Source organism: Roseisolibacter agri, assembly GCF_030159095.1.
GTDB lineage: Bacteria > Gemmatimonadota > Gemmatimonadetes > Gemmatimonadales > Gemmatimonadaceae > Roseisolibacter > Roseisolibacter agri.
In genome coordinates, this window is the sequence record NZ_BRXS01000006.1 from 453,363 (window position 1) to 471,664 (window position 18,302).

An 18,302-nucleotide genomic window follows, 5' to 3' on the forward strand; every position below is an offset into this window, starting at 1 on the left:
TCAGTAGGCCGCCAGGCGACGCACGGCGCGCACCACGTCGGGCGTCTGCGGCAGCACGAAGTCCTCGAGCTGCGGCGCGTACGGGAGCGGGATGTCGTGCGCCGTCACGCGCAGCACCGGCGCGTCCAGCCACTCGAAGCAGGTCTCGCTGATGCGCGCCGTGATCTCGCCCGCGATGCCGCCGGTGCGCGTGTCCTCGTGCAGCACGAGCACCCGGTTGGTCTTCTTCACCGTCGCGACGATCGCCTCGTCGTCCAGCGGCGCCAGCGTGCGCAGGTCGATGACCTCGACCGACAGCCCGTCCTCCGCCTGCAGCTGCTCCGCCGCCTCGAGCGCCTTCCACGTCGCCGCGGCGTACGTGATGATCGAGACGTCGGTGCCCTCGCGCGCGACGCGCGCCTTGCCGATCGGCACGACGTGGTCGCCCGCGGGCATCACGCCCTTGATGCGGCGGTAGAGGTACTTGTGCTCGAAGAAGAGCACGCAGTCGTCGTCGCGGATCGCGGCCTTCATCAGCCCCTTCGCGTCCTCGGCCGTCGACGGATAGACGACCTTGAGGCCGGGCGTGTGGATGAAGCCCGCCTCCGGGTTCTGCGAGTGGAACGGGCCGCCGCGCACGTAGCCGCCGCTCGGCCCGCGCACGACCATCGGGCACGGCAGGAACGCGCGGTAGCGCGCCGTCGCGACGTAGTTCGTGAGGATGTCGTAGGCGTTGGCGATGAAGTCGATGAACTGCATCTCGACCACCGGCCGCATGCCCATGTGGGCCGCGCCGGCCGCCGCGCCGACGATCCCGATCTCGCTGATGGGCGTGTCGATCACGCGCGCCTCGCCGTACTTCGCGAGCAGCCCCTCCGTGACCTTGAACGCGCCGCCGAACGCGCCGATGTCCTCACCGAGGCAGAAGACGTTCTCGTCGCGCGCCATCTCCTCGAACAGCGCCTCGCGGATCGCCTCGAGGTAGGTGATCTCGGTCGTCACGCGTCCTCCTGCGACACGCGCGACTCGGTCTTCGCGTCGGCCTTGAAGACTCCCCAGCCGTCGGCCGCGCGCTCGCTCGGCGCGACGGCGCCCTCGACGCCCTCGCGGAACCAGAGCGGCCGCTCGCGCGGCGGATCGGCGTACACGCCCACGAGCGCGTCGAGCGCCTCGGGGAAGCCGGATGCCTCGGCCTCGTCGGTCGCGGCGTCCACCTCGGCGCGCACGCGGTCGTCCACCGCGGCCAGCTCCGACGCGTCGAAGCCGAGCTCCGTCGTCAGCCGCGCCACGTAGCGGTCGATCGGGTCGTTCTCGGCGGCCCAGCGCTCGATCTCGCCCGCGGGCACGTAGCTCTGGTTGTCGTGCTCCGCGTGGCCCTTGCGGCGGTACGTGAGCAGCTCGACGAGCTGCGTGCCCTCGCCGCGACGCGCGGCGTCGACCGCCTGCTTGGTCGCGTCGTAGGTCGCGAGCACGTCGTTGCCGTCGGCCTGGTAGCCGGGGATGCCGTAGCCGATCGCCTTGTCGATGAACTGCTTCGCGAGCGTCTGCTTCTCGGTCGGCGTGGAGTACGCGTAGTGGTTGTTCTCGATCACGACGACGAGCGGGCAGCGCTGCACGGCGGCGAAGTTGATCCCCTCGTGGAAGGCACCGGTGGACGTGGCGCCGTCGCCGACGTACACGAGGCCCACGCGGTCCTCGCCGCGCATCTTGAAGGACAGCGTGACCCCGGCCATCACCGGCACCATGTCGCCGAGCGGCGAGATCTGGCCGAGGAAGCCGCGCGTCGTGGCGGGATCGCCGACGTCCCCGAAGTGGATGTTCAGCTCGCGACCACGCGTGGGGCTGTCGCCCTTGGCCATGTACTGCTTCAGCACCTCGACCGGCGTCGCGCCCTTCACGAGCATCGAGCCGAGGTTGCGGATCAGCGGCGACATGACGTCGCGGCGCTCCAGCGCGAAGCAGCTGCCGACCGCGTCGGCCTCCTGCCCCAGCGAGCGGAAGAGCCCCCCGACGACCTTGGTCTGCCGGTACAGCGCGACGAGGCGCTCCTCGAGCGTGCGCGTGAGCCGCATCCAGTAGTAGAGCTCCAGCTTGGCCTCGCGTGACAGGGCGTCGCTCGGGCGCGCGCCACCACCGGTGACGGCGTCCTTCACGCGGCGCGCGATGCTGGATGCGCGTGCCGCCATCAGTACCCCGCCTCCATGGCGTGGCGCGTGTCGACGCGCCGGTGGAGCTGCACGAAGAACTTCTTCACGTTCTTATCGAGGCGGCTCTCGCCCACTTGGTCGGTGTGCACTTCGACGAACGTGTAGTGGCCGCCCTCCATGCGGACGGACAGCGCGAGCGTGCCGAGGGGGCCCGCGAAGCTGCGGGTGCGCTCGGCGGAGGCGGTGGTGGCCAGGCCCAGCGCCCCGAAGAAGGCGTCGGCCTGCTGCATCACGACGTCGGTGCCGACGCTCGTGCGATGGAAGTGGCGCATGGCGGTTACTTGAAGGGGCGCTCGCTCAGCGGGCGCGGCGCGGCGACGGTCTGCACCCAGTCCTCGACGCGCTCGATGGCCTGCGTCGAGTCGCGACGGAAGCGCATGCCGACCTTCCAGTCGCCGGCCGTCACGAACGTGATGCGCGCGATGTACGTCCCGACCTCGGGGGCCGGCGTGAACGAGTCGTACCGGTTCACGCGGTCCTCGCTGGTGGCGAAGATCTGCCCCTCGCCCCCCTCGATCGGCTGCTTCGTCTCGCGGTCGAGCACCACCACGCGATAGACCGTCGGCTCGTTCGCGTGCGGCGGCCGCGGGTCGATCGTCATGCGGAACTCGTAGTGCGGCGTCCAGTGCCGCAGGGGCTGCGGCTCGGCGGGGCCGCACGCCGCGGCGGCGGCGAGCAGCCCGGCCATCCCGAGGGACTGCGCGGCGCGCCCGACCGCGCCGCGGCGTGCGATCCCGCCGGCGATCATGCGTAATACTCCAGGCCGAGGTGCGTGATCTGGTCCTCGCCCATCAGATGACGGAGCGTGTTCTTGAGCTTCGTCTGCTGGATGAACAGGTCGTGCTCCGGCTGCAGGCCGGCCGCCGTCATCGGGCTCTTGTAGTAGAACGAGAGCCACTCCTGGATCCCCTTCATGCCCGCGCGCTGCGCGAAGTCGCTGAACAGCGCCAGGTCGAGCACGAGCGGCGCGGCCAGGATCGAGTCGCGGCAGAGGAAGTTGACCTTGATCTGCATCGGGTAGCCCATCCACCCGACGATGTCGATGTTGTCCCAGCCTTCCTTGTTGTCGCCGCGCGGCGGGTAGTAGTTGATGCGCACGACGTGGCTGAAGCCCTCGTACAGGTCCGGGTACTTCTCCGGCTGCAGGATCGTGTGCAGCACCGACAGCTTCGACTCCTCCTTCGTCTTGAACGACGCCGGATCGTCGAGCACCTCGCCGTCGCGGTTGCCGAGGATGTTGGTCGAGTACCAGCCCGCGAGGCCGAGCATGCGCGCCTTCATGCCGGGCGCGATGATCGTCTTCATCCAGGTCTGGCCGGTCTTGAAGTCCTTGCCCGAGAGCGCGACGCCCTTCTGGTTCGCCAGCTCCAGCAGCGCGGGCACGTCGGTCGTCAGGTTGGGCGCGCCGTTGGCGAAGGCGCAGCCCTCCATGATGGCCGCCCAGGCGTACAGCATCGACGGCGCGATCGCCTCGTCGCTCGCGTCCATCGCCTGCTCGAAGGCCTCGATGGTCGCGTGCTGCGGGCCGGCCTTGATGTAGATCTCGGTCGACGCGCACCACACGAGGACGACGCGGTCGCAGCCGTTCTGCGCCTTGAAGTCGCGGATGTCCTGGCGCAGCGCCTCGGCCTGCTCGCGCTTGGAGCCCGTCTTGACGTTGGTGCCGTTGATGCGCGTGACGTACTTGTTCTCGAACGCGGCCTTCATCGGCTTGATCGTGGACAGGAAGTCCTTGATCGGCTCGAGGTCGCGGTCCTCCAGCACGCCCGCCTTCTTGGCGGCCGTGTACGCGTCGTCCGGGATCGGGTCCCAGGCGCCGAACACCAGGTCGTCCAGGTTCGCCAGCGGGACGAAGTCCTTGATGAGCGGCGACCGGTTGTCGGTGCGCTTGCCCAGGCGGATGGTCGCCATCTGGGTGAGCGAGCCGATGGGCTTGGACAGCCCGCGGCGCACGCTCTCCACGCCGGCGATGAACGTCGTCGCCACGGCGCCGAGGCCCGGGGTGAGGATGCCGAGCTTGCCGGTGGCCGGCGCGATGGGCGAGGCCTGGCGGTCCTGCGCGGTCGAGGAACCCGTCACGGGGGAAAGTCTCCGAAGGATCAGGAAGGAAGGCCGGGGTCGCGGCCGCCGGTGGCGACGGCGGGCGGCACGGACGCGCCGGCGGGGTGGAGCTCCGGGTGGTCGATCGCCTGCGTCACCCGGTGGACGTACACGATGCGCTGCACGGCGGTGATCCAGGCCGTGACGGTCAGCAGCGTCACGATCAGCATCAGGACCCAGCCGCCCAGCGCCAGGCCGAAGAACGCCTGCGGGGCCGAGAGCAGCACGACGCGCTCGGGGCGCTGCATCATCCCGACCTTGGCGTCGATCCCCAGCGCCTCCGCGCGCGCGCGCGTGTACGACGTGAGGAAGGTGCCGATGATGCCCAGCAGCGTCATCGCGACCATCGGCGTGCCGGCCCACGGCGGCACGCCGTGCAGCACGTCGTTGCGGGCGAAGAAGATCGCCAGCCCGCCCAGCACCGCGCCGTCGGCCACGCGGTCGAGCGTCGAGTCGTAGAAGGCGCCGAACACCGTCGTCCTGCCCGACGCGCGCGCGACCTTGCCATCCAGCACGTCGAAGCACGCCGTCAGCCCCAGGAACCAGCCCGCCGTGCGGATGTGGCCCGTGGCGTAGATGGCGCCGCCGATCACGTACGTCAGCGTGCCGACGGTCGTGATCGTGTTCGGTCCGACGTTGTTCCGGACGAGCCAGGCGGCGAATGGATCAACGATCCGGAGGTAACCGGCCTTGATCCATTCCCAGAGTCGGAGCATGCGGGGAGGGGCGGGCGCATATAGGGACCCGCCCGCCCCGGGCGACGGCCGGACCGGCGGGGCCGGCGCGGCACGACGGCTCGAGGCGGGCGTGAACGCACGACGGGCCGAAGCAGAGGACTTCGGCCCGGAAAGCTATCGGCCGGTCGGAGGGGGATCAACGGGCGCCACCGTCGGCGCGCCGCTGCGCCCCCCGACGTCATCGCTCAGGGCACGCGCCAGGCGACACCGCGGCCGAGCACCACGTTCTCCTGCGAGTAGCTCACCGAGCCGTCCACCGGCGCGGCGCGCAGCGTCACGGCGGTGCCGGCCGCGATGCCGCGCACCGGGATCGACTCCGACGTGCGCGCGCCGACCTGCCGCAGGAACTGCTCGGCGCCGCTCGGGACGCGCACGTACACGTTCACCGCCTGCGCGAGGTTGTTCGTGAACTCGATGCTGCTCTCGGGCGCGCGGGCCTCGCCGGTGCTCACTTCCACCTGCCGCGGACCGCAGGCGACGGGGCCCGCCGCCAGCGCGGCGATGAGGGCCGTTCGGGCCAGCAGCGGGAGCCGGCGGCGCGGGGCGCCCGTCGGACGCTGGGTCATGCCTACCTCGTGAAGATGGGGATCGCGGATCGTCCGGCGAGCCCGGGGGTGCAAGAGCCATGCACCAGCGTGCGTCGGACGGCCGGGCCCGTGTACCGGGCGCCGGTGCCGCCGGGTATCATTCCCCCGCCTGCGCGGGCAGCCGCGGCGGGCCTCCCGCACCCCGGACGATGTCGACGACGATGCCCTGGTTCCCACGCGCGCGGGCGGCGCGCTCGCTCGCGCTGGGCTGCGCCGCGCTGAGCGCCGCGCTCGGCGCCTGCGCGCGCCCCGCCGCCACCTCCTCCCCCTCGCCGGCCGGGCCGGGCGGCGCCGCGGCGCTGCCGCCCGCCCCCACCGCGTCCGCCTTCTCGCGCTCCCTCACCGCGGCCGAGCAGGCGTGGGTCGAGCGGACCGTGACGGCGCTGCCGCTCCGCGACCGCGTCGCGCAGCTGGTCAACGTGTGGGTGCTCGGCGACTACGTGAACGCCGACGACCCGACCTTCGTGCGGGTGCGCGAGTGGATCGCGCAGGAGCACGTGGGCGGCGTCATCATGTCGCTCGGCTCCCCGCTGGAGGTCGCGGCGAAGGTCAACTCGATGCAGCGGATCGCGCTCGCGCAGCCGGCGCGCATCCCGCTGCTCGTGTCGAGCGACCTGGAGCCGGGCCTCGGCCGCTTCGAGGGCGGGACCTTCCTGCCGGTGAACGCGGGCTGGCTCAGCGCCGGCACCGCGACCGTGCTGCCGACGAACATGGCGATCGGCGCGACGGGCCGCCCCGAGGACGCGCGCGCCGCCGGCGCGATCATCGGACGCGAGGCGCGGGCGGCGGGCATCAACGTCGTCTTCGCGCCCGTCGTGGACGTCAACAACAACCCGAACAACCCCGTCATCAACGTCCGCTCGTTCGGCGAGGATCCGGCGTCGGTGGCACGCATGTCGGCCGAGTTCGTGGCCGGGCTGCAGGGCGAGGGCGTCGCGGGCGTCGCGAAGCACTTCCCCGGGCACGGCGACACCGACACCGACTCGCACAACGCGCTGCCGGTGATCCGCTCGGACCTCGCGCGCTTCCAGTCGGTGGAGCTGGTGCCCTTCCGCGCGGCCGCACAGGCCGGGATCGCGGGGATGATGAGCGCGCACATCGCGCTGCCGGCAATCCAGGGCGACGCGACGACGCCGGCGACGCTGGCGCCGGGCGTGATGACCGGGCTGCTGCGCGACTCGGTGAAGTTCCAGGGCGTCGTCTTCACCGACGCGATGACGATGGAGGGCGTGGGCCAGGGCTATCCCATCGAGAAGAGCTGCCCGCTCGCCGTGCAGGCCGGCAACGACGTGCTGCTGATGCCGAGCGACGTGAAGCGGTGCGTGGACGCGGTGGTCGCGGCCGTCGGTCGCGGCGAGATCGCGCCGGCGCGCATCGACGCGTCGCTCCGCCGCGTGCTCGCGCTCAAGGTGCGCACCGGCGCCGTCTCGCGGCCGATCGTCGATCTGGAGGCGCTGCGCGCGACGGTCGGCGCGCCCGCGCACTGGGCGACGGCGCGCGAGGTCGCGCAGCGCGCGGTGACGCTGCTGCGCGACAGCGCGGGGCTGGTGCCGCTGGGCGCCGCGGGCACGATCACGGCGGTCGTCTACGCGCCGGAGACCGAGGCGGTGGCCGGCATGTCGTTCGTGAGCGAGCTGAAGGCGGGCGCGAAGACGGTGCGCGACACGCGCATCACGCCGCGCTCCTCCGTCGCCGCGCTCGACTCGCTGGCCGCGCAGGCGTCGACGAGCGACCGCATCGTGGTGATGACGTACACGCGCACGCTCGAGGGCTCGGGGCGCCTGGCGATCCCGGCGCACATCAACGCCTGGATCGACCGGCTGGCGAGCACCGGGAAGCTGATCGTGGTGGCGGGCGGCAATCCGTACGTCATCAAGCAGTTCCCGCACGTCGGCACGTACCTGGTGACGTACGGCCGCGGCGACGCGCTGGAGCGCGCGGCCGCGCGCGCGGTGCTGGGCAGGGCCCCGATCTCCGGCCGGTCGCCGGTGACGCTGCCCGGCTTCTTCGCCCGCGGCGACGGCCTCCAGCGCGGAGCGGCCCAGTGAGCCGCGCGCGGGTGACGATGACGGCGCTGCTGCTCGCGGCCGGTGCGAACGTCGCGGGCGCGCAGCCCGCGGCGACGCGCGTGAGCAAGGACGCGCCGGCCGCCCCGGGCGCGCTCTCCGACGCGGCGACGCGCGCGGCGGTGCTGGCGGCGGTGCGCGGCGTGATGGAGAAGGCGATCGCCGACAGCGCGTTCCCCGGCGGCGTCGCGGTCGTGGGCGACGCGACCGGCGGCTACGTGATGCACGGCGCCGGGCGCATCGACTGGGCGCCCGACGCGCCGGCGCCGAACGCGGCGACGATCTGGGACATGGCGTCGCTCACCAAGGTCGTCGCCACGACGTCCGCGATGCTGCAGCTGGTGGCCGAGCGCAAGGTGGCGCTCGACGCGCCGGTGCAGCGCTACCTGCCGGACTGGAAGGGCCCGCGCAAGGAGACGGTCACCGTCCGCCACCTACTCACGCACTCCTCGGGCATGCCGTCATGGCGCCCGCTCTACAAGGAGGCGACCAACGCCGCCGAGGCGATGGCGCTCGTGATGCAGACGCAGCTCGACACGCTGCCGGGCGCGCGCTACCTGTACAGCGACCTGAACGCGATCCTGCTGGGCGAGATCGTGCGCAGGGTCTCGGGCCAGCCGCTGGACCAGTATCTGGCGAAGCGGGTCTTCGGCCCGCTCGGCATGCGCGACACGCGCTACCTGCCGCCCAAGTCCGAGCTCGCGCGCATCGCGCCGACGGAGTTCGACCCGTGGCGCCAGCGCAAGGTGCACGGCGAGGTGCACGACGAGAACGCCTACATGCTCGGCGGCGTCTCGGGGCACGCGGGGCTCTTCTCGACCGCGGCCGACCTGTCGCGCCTCGCGCGGGCCTACCTGAACGGCGGGACGCTCGACGGCACGCGCGTGTTCGACGCGGCGACGATCGCCGAGTTCACGCGCGTGCAGGACACCACGATCTCGCGCCGCGCGATCGGCTGGGAGACGCCCACGGGCGGCAACTCGGCCGGCCAGTACCTGTCGCGGCGCGCGTTCGGGCACACCGGCTTCACCGGCACCTCGCTCTGGATCGACCCGGCGCGCGGCGTCTACGTCATCCTGCTGACCAACCGCGTGAACCCGACGCGGCAGAACACGCGCATCGGCGGCGTGCGCACCGCGCTCGCCAACGCGGCCGTCCGCGCGATGGGCGGCTCGCCGGTCTTCGGGTCGTCCACCTCGTCCGCTCCCTCCCCGGCGCCCGCGACTCCCGCGGCCGCGACTCCCCGCCCCGCCGCCCTCCCGACGCCTCCATGACCCTCAGCGTCATCGACTGGCTGATCGTCCTCGGCTACTTCGCCCTGTCGACGGTCATCGGCCTGATCTTCACCAAGCGCGGCGGCGAGTCGCTCGACGAGTACTTCCTGTCGGGCCGCCAGGTGCCGTGGTGGCTCGCCGGCGCCGCGATGGTCGCGACGACGTTCGCCGCCGACACGCCGCTGGTCGTCACGGGGCTCGTCGCGAGCAAGGGCGTCGCCGGCAACTGGCTGTGGTGGAACATGGTGATGAGCGGCATGCTCACCGTGTTCTTCTTCGCCCGCCTGTGGCGCCGCGCGAACGTCATGACCGACGTGGAGTTCGCCGAGATCCGCTACGGCGGCAGGCCGGCGGCGTTCCTGCGCGGCTTCCGTGCGCTCTACCTCGGCGTCGCCATCAACCTCATCATCATGGGCTGGGTGACGCGCGCGATGATCAAGATCCTCACGATCTCGCTCGGCATCTCGCCGCTGCTGGCCGTGGGGCTCTGCTTCTTCATCACGGTCGCGTACTCGGTCGCCGCCGGCCTGTGGGCGGTGCTCTGGACGGACCTCGTGCAGTTCGTCATCAAGATGTCCGCCGTCATCGTGCTCGCGATCTATGCCGTGCAGAAGGTCGGCGGCATGGCGGCGCTGAAGGCGGGCGTGGCGCAGCACTTCGGCTCCGAGGCGGCCGCGCTGTCGGTGCTGCCCGTGAAGCTCGGCCCGGGCGGGCTGGAGGCGTACAGCTGGATGCCGCTGCTGGCGCTCGGCGTGTTCCTCAGCATGCAGTGGTGGGCCGCGTACTACCCGGGCGCGGAGCCCGGCGGCGGCGGCTACGTCGCGCAGCGCATCTTCTCGGCGAAGACGGAGCGCGACGGCGTGCTGGCGACGCTGCTCTTCCAGGTGGCGCACTACGCGCTGCGCCCGTGGCCGTGGATCATCACCGGCCTCGCCACGGTCCTGCTCTACCCGGGCGGCCGCCTGCCGAACGGCACCGTGGACGCCGAGGGCGCGTACGTGCAGGCGTTCGTGGACCTGCTACCGACGCCGTGGCGCGGCTTCATGCTGGCGGGCTTCGCGGCGGCGTACATGTCCACCATCGGCACGCACCTCAACTGGGGCGCGAGCTACCTGGTGAACGACTTCTACAAGCGCTTCATGCGCACCGACGCCAGCGACAAGCACTACGTCGGCGTCGGCCGCGTGGCGACCGTCCTGCTCTTCCTCGCCTCGATCGTCGTCACGTACTTCCTGTCCTCGGTCGAGCAGGCGTGGAAGTTCCTGCTCGCGCTGGGCGCCGGCACGGGCCTCGTGCTGATCCTGCGCTGGTACTGGTGGCGCATCAACGCGTGGAGCGAGATCAGCTCGATGATCGCGTCGTTCGTGATCTCGCTCATCGCGCTCAACGTGGTGCCGGGGTGGCTGGCGCCGGCCGGCTCGCCGAACGCGGACGCGTGGGTCATGATCATCACCGTGCTCGCGAGCACGCTGGTGTGGATCCCGGTCACCTTCCTCACGCGCCCCGAGTCGCGGCAGACGCTGGAGGCGTTCTATCGCCGCGTGCGGCCGGGCGGCCCGGGGTGGGCGGCGGTCTCGGTGCCCGCGGGCTACGGCCGCGAGCCGATCCCCGGCGGCGCGCTGGCGTGGACCAACTGGATCGCCGGCATCATCGCCGTCTACGCGACGCTGTTCGGCATCGGGAAGCTGATCTTCGGCGACCTCGCGCTCGGCCTGGGGATGCTGGGCCTCGCGGTGCTGGCGTTCGCGTGGATCGCGCGCTCGTTCCGCACCGACGACACGCAGCCCGCGCCCGCACCCGCGGTCACCGAGGCGTACGCCGGCGACTGATCGCGCGGCGCGACGCGCACGCGACGAGGGGCGGCGCACCGACCGGTGCGCCGCCCCTCGCTCGTTCCGGCCGTCTGCTCAGCGGCTCGGCGTCGCGCTCGTCGTCGCCGGTGCGGCCTGGCCGTCGCAGAGCGTCGCGAGCTGCCGCTGCGCGAACGGCTCCAGCTGCGCCACGTACTCCAGGTACTGCTTCGCGGCGTCGGGCGCGAGCTCCTGCCCCGCCTCGAGCCCGGCGCGCGCCGTCGCCACCGTCGCCGCGCCCTCGCGCGCCAGCGCGCAGCCGAGCGCCCGGTCCTTCTCCTGCGGCGCCTCGCGGAGCGCGGCGCTGGCCACCTGCAGCGCCGCGGTGCCGCGCAGGAAGCGCGACTGCGGCGTGGCGCGCACGCCGTCGGCGACGTCGAAGAAGCGCAGCGCGCGCGCGTAGTCGCCGCGCGCCTTGGTCTGCCCCGCCGCGCGCAGCAGGGCGTTCCCCTTCGCGAGCGCGAACTGCGCCACCAGCGACGAGTCCTCGCCTCGCGCCAGCGCGCGGCCGAGCGCCACCAGCGCGCTGTCGGGCCGCCCGAGGTCGAACTCCGCCTGCGCGAGCGACAGGAGCCCCTGCGGCAGCGCCGAATCCGCCTCGACGGCGCGGCGGGTCGCCTCGGCCGCGTCGGCCAGGCGCCCCTTGGCGCGGGCGTCGCGCGCCGCGAGCGTGTTGAGCTCCGCGCTCTTGGGGAAGAGCGCGAGCCCGCGCGGCAGCACCGAGTCGCTCTCGGCGCGCACGATCTCGGCGTAGAGCGCGTAGAGGCGCGAGTCCCTGGCGAAGCGCGTCACGCCGCGCGTCGCCAGCTCCAGCGCGCGGAGGACGTTGCCGTTGGCGCGGTGGGCCGTGACGAGGCGCAGGTACAGCGTGGAGTCGGACGCGGCGATGGAATCCGTCGCGAGCAGCGCCTCCCCGGCCTCCACGGCGCGCGCCCAGCTCCGGTTCTCGAAGGTGACCTGCCAGCGCAGCCGCTGGAGCTCCATCACGTCCTTGTGCTCCGCCGCAGCGGCGAGGGCGAGCGGCTCGGCGCGCTTCGCGTTGCCGCCCTCCATCAACCCGCGGATCCCGAACGCCACGAGCGTGGCGCTGCTGGAGTCCGTGGCGATGAGGCGCGTCCACATCGCCGCCGCCTCGTCGCGCCGCTTGAGCGCGTCGAGGGCGCGGGCGGCGCCCTCAAGGCCCTGCCGACTGGTCGAGTCGATGGCCAGCAGCTCGCGCGACTCGGCCAGCAGGTCGCTGGCCGCGGCGCCCGCGATGCGCATGGCCGAGACGAGGCAGGCGCGGGCGAAGGCGCCGCGGCTGTACGCCTGGATCCCGGCGCGCGCCGCCTGCACCGCCTGCTCCGCCTGGCTGTTCATCAGCGCGTTGGCGCAGCGGCGCTGCGGGACGAGCTGGGCCCGGGCGGCGGCGACCGCGCGGGCGAACTGGTCCGCGGCGGCCTCGAGCTTCGGGGCGCTGGCCAAGATCGGCTGGCGGGTCCCCCGGTCGCGCATCAGCCGGAGCTCGCCGGTGAGCTGGAAGGTGCCGCCGCGGCGGGCGACGCGGCCGACCACGAACTCGTCGCCGCGCGCCTGCCGCACGAGCGTCTCGATCACCGGGACCGGGTAGACGCTGTCGAGCGGGAAGGTGAGGTCGGGAATGCGGCGGAGCGCGTCGGCCTTGCTGATGACCTGGGCATCCTTCCCCTGGATCAGCTTCTCGATGCGCTCGCGGACCTCGTCGGCCGCCTGACGGCCGAGCTTGAGGTTGGCGCCGGCGTCCGGCTCGAACGTCGCGACGTAGAGGCCCTGCCGGGTGAACTCCTGGCCCTGGGCGCGGGCGATGGCCGGCGCGGCCACGAGGGCGACGAGCAGGGCGGCGCGGACGAGTGGGGACGGTAGGGACAACGGGGCGAGACGGGGAGCCTGCGGGGCTCGGCGGGGTATGAGCGGGCGATCCGACGGGTGCTGCCGGCGCTACGGCACAGATGGCCGCAGCGTTGCAGCCTATTGCTGCACCGCGCCGGCGTCCATCGTCTCGTCCCAGCCCGAACGGACGCTTCACGACTCACCGGGATACCCGGGGGCGGCGTGCTTGAGCCACCCCGCGCCCGTCCTTAACTTGCTGCAGCGCAGGCGCGAGCGACGCGCCGCCACCTCTCCGGAGAATCTCGATGACCATCTCCTCCCAGCCCGAGCTCGCGCTCGTCGTCACCCCGGTCGCGACGACCGAGGTGAAGAAGTTCATGGACGCCGAGGGCGTGTCGTACGACCAGGGCGGGCTCCGCGTGTCCGTGCAGCCCGGCGGCTGCAGCGGCTTCAAGTACGGCCTGCTGATCGAGGATCAGGCGGCCGAGGACGACCTGGTGCTCCAGCAGGAGGGCTTCCAGGTCTTCATCGACCCGTTCTCGGCGCAGTACATCAACGGCGTCGTGATCGACTACGTGACGTCGATGCAGGGGTCCGGCTTCACCTTCAAGAACCCGAACGCGACGGGCGGCTGCGGCTGCGGCAGCTCGTTCTCGGCCTGAGCGTGCACCAACACTGATGCCATCCACCGTCCCTGACGTCCGCACGGACGTCGGCGGCGTGGCGGAGGCCCGCGGCTCCCACGGGAGCCGCGGGCCTTCGCACGTCCCCGCCGGCTCCGGTCTCGAGCGCATCCGCACCATCGTCGTCCACGAGCACGACGACATCGCCCGCCTCGTCGCCGGCCGCATCGCGGCGCTGATCCGCGAGAAGCAGTCGCGGGGCGAGCGCGCCATCCTCGGCCTCGCCACCGGCTCGACGCCCATCGGCGTCTACCGGGAGCTGATCCGCATGCACCGCGAGGAAGGGCTGTCCTTCGCCAACGTCGTGACGTTCAATCTCGACGAGTACTATCCGATGGCGCCGGACAGCATCCACTCGTACCACCGGTACATGTGGGAGAACCTGTTCTCGCACATCGACGTCCGGCCGGAGAACGTGCACATCCCCGAGGGGATGCTGCCGCGCGACCAGGTCGATGCCGCCTGCGCCGCGTACGAGGCGAAGATCCGCGAGGTCGGCGGGATCGACTTCCAGATCCTCGGCATCGGCAAGACGGGCCACATCGGCTTCAACGAGCCGGGCTCCGGCGTCGAGAGCCGCACGCGCCTGGTGCACCTGGACGCGATCACGCGCAAGGACGCCGCCGCGGACTTCTTCGGCGAGGAGAACGTCCCGCGCGAGGCGCTGACGATGGGCGTCGCCACGATCCTGGACGCGCGCGAGATCGCGATCCTCGCCACCGGCGAGCACAAGGCGGGCATCGTCCGCCGCGCGGTCGAGGGCGAGATCGACATCGAGGTCGCCGCGACGTTCCTGCAGCGCCACCCGGCGACGACGTTCTACGTCGACGACGCGGCCGCCGCGGACCTCACGCGCATCGCCACGCCGTGGCTGCTGGACGAGGTCGAGTGGACGCCCGACCTGATGGTGAAGGCGGTCGTCTGGCTGTCGCTGATGACCGGCAAGGGCATCCTCAAGCTGGAGCAGCGCGACTACGCCGAGCACCGCATGTCGTCGCTCGTCGCGCGCTGGGGGACGCCGGGCGCGGTGAACGGCGAGGTGTTCAACCTCCTGGGCGCCAAGATCCGCGGCAAGAGCAAGCTGCCGCGCGAGCGGAAGATCATCTGCTTCTCGCCGCACCCGGACGACGACGTGATCTCGATGGGCGGCATCCTGTACAAGCTGGTGCAGAACCGCAACGACATCACGGTCGCCTACATGACGAGCGGCAACATCGCCGTCTTCGACCACGACGTGCGGCGCTTCGTCGACTTCCTGGAGCGCCTGGACCACGAGCGCGGCGTGGGCGGCGCGCCGCTGCGCGCGTTCTCGGAGCGCGTGCACGAGTGCCTGGCCCAGAAGAAGCCGGGCGACGTCGACATCCCCGAGGTGCAGGACATCAAGCGCGTCATCCGCGAGGCCGAGGCGGTGAGCGGCATCGAGGTGATGGGCCTCTCGAAGGAGAACGCGCGCTTCCTCAACCTGCCGTTCTACCAGACCGGCAAGGTGCGCAAGGATCCGATCGGCCCCGCGGACGTGAAGATCGTGCGCGACCTCCTGGAGGAGGTGCAGCCCGACATCATCCTCGTCGCCGGCGATCTGTCCGACCCGCACGGCACGCACCGCATGTGCAAGGAGGCGATCGACACCGCGCTCGCCGAGCTGCGCGCGGCGGGCAAGGCGCTGCCCGAGGTCTGGCTGTACCGCGGCGCGTGGCAGGAGTGGCCGATCACCGAGGCCACCTGGCTCGTGCCGATGTCGCAGGAGGAGCTGAAGATCAAGATCCAGGCGATCTTCAAGCACCAGTCGCAGAAGGACTCGGCGCCGTTCCCGGGCCAGGACGAGCGTGAGTTCTGGCAGCGCGTGGAGCAGCGGAACAAGGAGACCGCCGCGACCCTCGACCGCCTCGGGCTGGCCGAGTACTTCGCGATGGAAGCCTACGTGCTCGCATGAGCTCGCGCTTCGGGCTCCTCGACCTGCTGGTCCTGATCGCGTACCTGGCCGGCACCACGGGCCTCGGGATCTGGATCGGCCGCAAGCAGAAGGACGCGAAGGACTACTTCGTCGCCGACCGCGCGATCCCGTGGTGGGCGGTGCTGTTCTCCATCGTCGCCAGCGAGACGAGCGCGCTGACGTTCATCAGCATCCCGGGCCTCGCCTACCTCGGCAACCTCGGGTTCCTGCAGGTCGTGGCCGGCTACATCATCGGCCGCATCGTCGTCTCCTACACGCTGCTGCCGCGCTACTTCGAGGGCGACCTCGTGACCGCGTACGCGTTGCTCGAGCGCCGGTTCGGGCTCGGTGCGCGGCGCTTCACGTCCATCGTCTTCATGGTCACGCGCGCCATCGCCGACTCGGTGCGCGTGTTCGCGACGGCGATCCCGGTGGCCCTGCTCATCGGGCCCGCGGTGCCGCGGGAGTACGTGATGCCGCTGGCGATCCTGATCCTCGGGCTGCTGACGGTCGTCTACACGTACAAGGGCGGGATGAAGGCCGTGGTGTGGACGGAGCTCGTGCAGGCGGGCGTCTACGTCCTCGGCGGGATCTCGGCGGTGGTGCTCCTCGGCCGCTCGGTGGCGGGCGGCTGGGGCAGCATCATCGACCAGGCGGGAGCGGCCGGGAAGCTGGTGGGGATCGACCTCTACACGGGGCTCGACCGCCCGCACACGATCTTCGCGGGGCTCATCGGCGGCGCCTTCCTGGCGATGGCGTCGCACGGCGCCGACCAGCTGATCGTGCAGCGGCTCCTGTCGTCCCGGAACCTGAAGGAGGCGCAGCGCGCGCTCATCGGCAGCGGCTTCGTCGTGTTCGTGCAGTTCACGCTCTTCCTGATGGTCGGCATCGGGCTCTGGGTCCTCTACGGCGGGCGCGAGTTCCCCGCCGCCGACCAGATCTTCCCGAGCTTCATCGTCGAGCGCATGCCGCCTGGCCTGCTGGGGCTGATCCTGGCCGCGATCGTGGCGGCGACGATGAGCACGCACTCGGGCACGATCAACTCGCTCGCCGCGGCAACGACGCACGACATCTACCTGCCCCTCACGAAGCGCAGCCCGGACGATCCGCGCACGCTGAAGATGGGCAAGCTGTTCGCGCTGGTGTGGGGCCTGGGCCTGACGTTCGGCGCCCTGCTCTACCCCAACGATCCCAAGCTGCCGGTGGTCGTGGTGGCGCTGGCGATCGCGTCGTTCACCTACGGCGGCCTGCTGGGCGCGTTCTTCCTCGGCATCTTCTGGAAGCGCGCGATCCAGCGGGACATGATCCTCGGCATGTCGGTGGGGCTGTTCTGCATGGCGTTCATCGTGTTCGCCGGGCAGATCGCGCGCGTCGCGCCGGGGCTCGCGCCGACGCTGCTCCCCCTGTCGAAGATCGCGTGGCCGTGGTACGTGCTCATCGGGACGAGCATCACGCTGGCGACGGGGATCCTGTCGTCGCTCACGCACCCCGCGCCGACGACCGACCCGATGGCGATGCCGGCGAGGCGCGCGGCATGAGCGTGATCGTGGTGGGGCTGGACGGCGGCGGCTCCAAGACGCGCGTCGTGGTGGCCGACGAGACCGGGCGCGCCCTCGGCACGATCGAGGGCCCCGCGTCGGCCGTGCGCCCGGGCGGCGTTGAGCACTCGGCCGACGTGATCGCCGCCTGCGTGCGCGACGCGCTCGCGCACGCAGGCATGGAGCACGTCGCGCCGAAGGTGCTGTACGCGGGCGTGGCGGGCGTCGGCCGTGAGCCGGAGCGCGAGGCGCTCTGGCAGGCGCTCGTGTCGCGCGAGGTGGCGGAGGACGTGGCCGTGCATCCCGACGCGATGATCGCGCTCGACGACGCGTTCGCGGAGGGCGCGGGCGTGCTGCTGATCGCGGGCACGGGCTCGGTGGCGTTCGGGCGCGGTCCCGACGGCACCTTCCAGCGCTGCGGCGGCTGGGGCCCGAACCTCGGCGACGAGGGGAGCGGCGCCTGGATCGGGCGGCGCGCGCTGAACATCGCCACGGGCTCGTCCGACGGCCGCGAGCCGGAGACGGCGCTCACGGACGCGCTGCTGACGGCGATCGAGGCCGACGATCCGACCGCGCTCATCCCGTGGGCCGCGCAGGCGACGCCGGGCCAGCTCGCGCAGCTGGCGCCCGTCGTCTTCCGCGTGGCGGCGACCGGCGACCTGCGCGCCAACACGCTGCTCTCGCTCGCGGTGGAGGAGCTGGTGCTGCACGTGCGCACGCTCGCGCGGCGCCTGTTCGTCGACGAGCGGGCGGCGATCCCGGTCGCGCTGGCGGGTGGCCTGCTCGCGCGCGGCGGCCCGCTGCGCAAGCGGCTGGAGCACCGCCTCAAGACCGCGGTGCCGGGCGCGCAGCTGCGGCAGGAGGACGTCGACCCCGCGCGCGGCGCAGTGCGCGGCGCGCTGCGTCTGCTGGGCGTCGAGCTGGCGTAGCCCGGGGGGGGCGGTTCGGCCCTGGCGCGACCCGACGGGAGCTCCGATCTTCGGCCGTTCCCGTCGTCCCCCGCGCGGAGGTGTCGGATGCGTCCTCAGCTCGCCCTGCTGCTCGTGTTCACGCCACTCGCGGCCGCGGCGCAGGAGCAGCCGCAGCCGCGGTTCGCCCCCGTCGCGCGGACCGAGCCGACGTCGGCGGAGGCGGCTCAGGAGCGCCTGCGCTCCCTGCGGCTCCAGGCGGCCGACTCGGCCGTCCGCTACGCCGGCGTGGCCAACGGGCAGCGGAAGGTCGCGCGCTCCCTCGTGGTCGCGGGCGCCGCGATCGTCGCCGGCTCGTACGCCCAGTGGGTGTCGGGGCCGACGCGTCGCGGGATGACCGCGGGCGGCGCGGCGCTCCTCGGCGCGGGACTGGGTGTCGCGGGCGTGGGGGTGGTCCGCAACGACGCCGCCGACCGATCGGCGGCGACGGCGGCGCGCTGGCGGGACGTCGCCGAAGGCCGCGCACGCTGACGGCGCGACCAGGAAGGCGAACGGGGCGCCCGGCCGATGGCCGGGCGCCCCGTCGCGCGTC

The 18,302-nt window shown here is 72.3% G+C and carries 16 protein-coding genes; 8 read left to right on the forward strand and 8 right to left on the reverse strand.

All coding sequences use genetic code 11. The annotated features are described in order from the left end of the window. The 7 genes from rosag_RS20425 to rosag_RS20455 all read right to left on the reverse strand — a co-directional run bounded on the left by rosag_RS20425 (position 1) and on the right by rosag_RS20455 (position 5,589). Complete coding sequence (locus rosag_RS20425; RefSeq protein WP_284352024.1) at positions 1–981, reverse strand: alpha-ketoacid dehydrogenase subunit beta; 981 nt, start codon at positions 979–981, stop codon at positions 1–3. Next, positions 978–2,165, reverse strand: a complete 1,188-nt coding sequence (locus rosag_RS20430; protein WP_284352025.1) for a thiamine pyrophosphate-dependent dehydrogenase E1 component subunit alpha — start codon at positions 2,163–2,165, stop codon at positions 978–980. Before rosag_RS20430 ends, rosag_RS20425 begins: the two co-directional genes overlap by 4 nt. Beyond that, positions 2,165–2,458 carry a hypothetical protein gene (locus rosag_RS20435; RefSeq protein WP_284352026.1) on the reverse strand — a complete coding sequence of 98 codons (294 nt, stop codon included), beginning with the start codon at positions 2,456–2,458 and terminating at the stop codon, positions 2,165–2,167. Before rosag_RS20435 ends, rosag_RS20430 begins: the two co-directional genes overlap by 1 nt. Positions 2,459–2,463: 5 nt before the next feature. Then, a complete protein-coding gene (locus rosag_RS20440; protein ID WP_284352027.1) occupies positions 2,464–2,934 on the reverse strand; it encodes a hypothetical protein in 471 nt (156 codons plus the stop codon). Then, complete coding sequence (locus rosag_RS20445; protein ID WP_284352028.1) at positions 2,931–4,265, reverse strand: inositol-3-phosphate synthase; 1,335 nt, start codon at positions 4,263–4,265, stop codon at positions 2,931–2,933. The genes rosag_RS20440 and rosag_RS20445 overlap by 4 nt, the downstream gene beginning before the upstream one ends. Before the next feature lie 20 nt (positions 4,266–4,285). Beyond that, complete coding sequence (locus tag rosag_RS20450) at positions 4,286–5,002, reverse strand: CDP-alcohol phosphatidyltransferase family protein (protein WP_284352029.1); 717 nt, start codon at positions 5,000–5,002, stop codon at positions 4,286–4,288. Positions 5,003–5,208: 206 nt separating this feature from the next. Continuing rightward, positions 5,209–5,589, reverse strand: a complete 381-nt coding sequence (locus rosag_RS20455) for a hypothetical protein (protein WP_284352030.1) — start codon at positions 5,587–5,589, stop codon at positions 5,209–5,211. Positions 5,590–5,759: 170 nt separating this feature from the next. On the opposite strand from rosag_RS20455, the gene rosag_RS20460 reads away from it, so the two are divergent. From rosag_RS20460 to rosag_RS20470, 3 genes are read left to right on the forward strand one after another with little or no spacing between them, the layout of a single operon-like run. Beyond that, a complete protein-coding gene (locus tag rosag_RS20460) occupies positions 5,760–7,658 on the forward strand; it encodes a glycoside hydrolase family 3 protein (RefSeq protein ID WP_284352031.1) in 1,899 nt (632 codons plus the stop codon). Continuing rightward, a complete protein-coding gene (locus rosag_RS20465) occupies positions 7,655–8,950 on the forward strand; it encodes a serine hydrolase domain-containing protein (RefSeq protein ID WP_284352032.1) in 1,296 nt (431 codons plus the stop codon). Before rosag_RS20460 ends, rosag_RS20465 begins: the two co-directional genes overlap by 4 nt. After that, positions 8,947–10,779 (forward strand): sodium:solute symporter family protein, encoded by a 1,833-nt coding sequence (locus tag rosag_RS20470; RefSeq protein ID WP_284352033.1) that lies wholly within the window; start codon positions 8,947–8,949, stop codon positions 10,777–10,779. Before rosag_RS20465 ends, rosag_RS20470 begins: the two co-directional genes overlap by 4 nt. A 78-nt stretch (positions 10,780–10,857) precedes the next feature. On the opposite strand, the gene rosag_RS20475 is transcribed toward rosag_RS20470, so the two are convergent. Continuing rightward, positions 10,858–12,687: a tetratricopeptide repeat protein gene (locus tag rosag_RS20475; protein ID WP_284352034.1), complete on the reverse strand. Its 1,830-nt coding sequence runs from the start codon at positions 12,685–12,687 to the stop codon at positions 10,858–10,860. Between the two features lie 266 nt (positions 12,688–12,953). Here rosag_RS20475 and rosag_RS20480 point away from each other — a divergent pair, with 266 nt between their 5' ends. From rosag_RS20480 to rosag_RS20500, 5 genes are all read left to right on the forward strand, one after another. Further along, positions 12,954–13,310 carry a HesB/IscA family protein gene (locus tag rosag_RS20480; protein WP_284352035.1) on the forward strand — a complete coding sequence of 119 codons (357 nt, stop codon included), beginning with the start codon at positions 12,954–12,956 and terminating at the stop codon, positions 13,308–13,310. Between the two features lie 16 nt (positions 13,311–13,326). Continuing rightward, the gene (gene nagB, locus rosag_RS20485; protein WP_284352036.1) at positions 13,327–15,264 is read left to right on the forward strand and encodes a glucosamine-6-phosphate deaminase; all 1,938 of its coding nucleotides are present in this window, start codon (positions 13,327–13,329) and stop codon (positions 15,262–15,264) included. Next, positions 15,261–16,802, forward strand: a complete 1,542-nt coding sequence (locus tag rosag_RS20490) for a sodium:solute symporter (protein ID WP_284352037.1) — start codon at positions 15,261–15,263, stop codon at positions 16,800–16,802. Before nagB ends, rosag_RS20490 begins: the two co-directional genes overlap by 4 nt. After that, a complete protein-coding gene (locus rosag_RS20495; protein ID WP_284352038.1) occupies positions 16,799–17,731 on the forward strand; it encodes an N-acetylglucosamine kinase in 933 nt (310 codons plus the stop codon). Before rosag_RS20490 ends, rosag_RS20495 begins: the two co-directional genes overlap by 4 nt. An 87-nt stretch (positions 17,732–17,818) precedes the next feature. Next, positions 17,819–18,241: a hypothetical protein gene (locus rosag_RS20500; RefSeq protein ID WP_284352039.1), complete on the forward strand. Its 423-nt coding sequence runs from the start codon at positions 17,819–17,821 to the stop codon at positions 18,239–18,241. The last annotated feature ends 61 nt before the right edge of the window (positions 18,242–18,302 follow it).

What these genes read in the sequence shown, in the direction of transcription:
- rosag_RS20430 (WP_284352025.1), bottom strand. Translation starts at nt 2,165, where the DNA reads ATGGCGGCACGCGCATCCAGCATCGCGCGCCGCGTGAAGGACGCCGTC.
- nagB (WP_284352036.1), top strand. Translation starts at nt 13,327, where the DNA reads ATGCCATCCACCGTCCCTGACGTCCGCACGGACGTCGGCGGCGTGGCG.
- rosag_RS20490 (WP_284352037.1), top strand. Translation starts at nt 15,261, where the DNA reads ATGAGCTCGCGCTTCGGGCTCCTCGACCTGCTGGTCCTGATCGCGTAC.
- rosag_RS20480 (WP_284352035.1), top strand. Translation starts at nt 12,954, where the DNA reads ATGACCATCTCCTCCCAGCCCGAGCTCGCGCTCGTCGTCACCCCGGTC.
- rosag_RS20455 (WP_284352030.1), bottom strand. Translation starts at nt 5,589, where the DNA reads ATGACCCAGCGTCCGACGGGCGCCCCGCGCCGCCGGCTCCCGCTGCTG.
- rosag_RS20440 (WP_284352027.1), bottom strand. Translation starts at nt 2,934, where the DNA reads ATGATCGCCGGCGGGATCGCACGCCGCGGCGCGGTCGGGCGCGCCGCG.
- rosag_RS20435 (WP_284352026.1), bottom strand. Translation starts at nt 2,458, where the DNA reads ATGCGCCACTTCCATCGCACGAGCGTCGGCACCGACGTCGTGATGCAG.
- rosag_RS20500 (WP_284352039.1), top strand. Translation starts at nt 17,819, where the DNA reads ATGCGTCCTCAGCTCGCCCTGCTGCTCGTGTTCACGCCACTCGCGGCC.
- rosag_RS20450 (WP_284352029.1), bottom strand. Translation starts at nt 5,002, where the DNA reads ATGCTCCGACTCTGGGAATGGATCAAGGCCGGTTACCTCCGGATCGTT.
- rosag_RS20495 (WP_284352038.1), top strand. Translation starts at nt 16,799, where the DNA reads ATGAGCGTGATCGTGGTGGGGCTGGACGGCGGCGGCTCCAAGACGCGC.
- rosag_RS20460 (WP_284352031.1), top strand. Translation starts at nt 5,760, where the DNA reads ATGTCGACGACGATGCCCTGGTTCCCACGCGCGCGGGCGGCGCGCTCG.
- rosag_RS20470 (WP_284352033.1), top strand. Translation starts at nt 8,947, where the DNA reads ATGACCCTCAGCGTCATCGACTGGCTGATCGTCCTCGGCTACTTCGCC.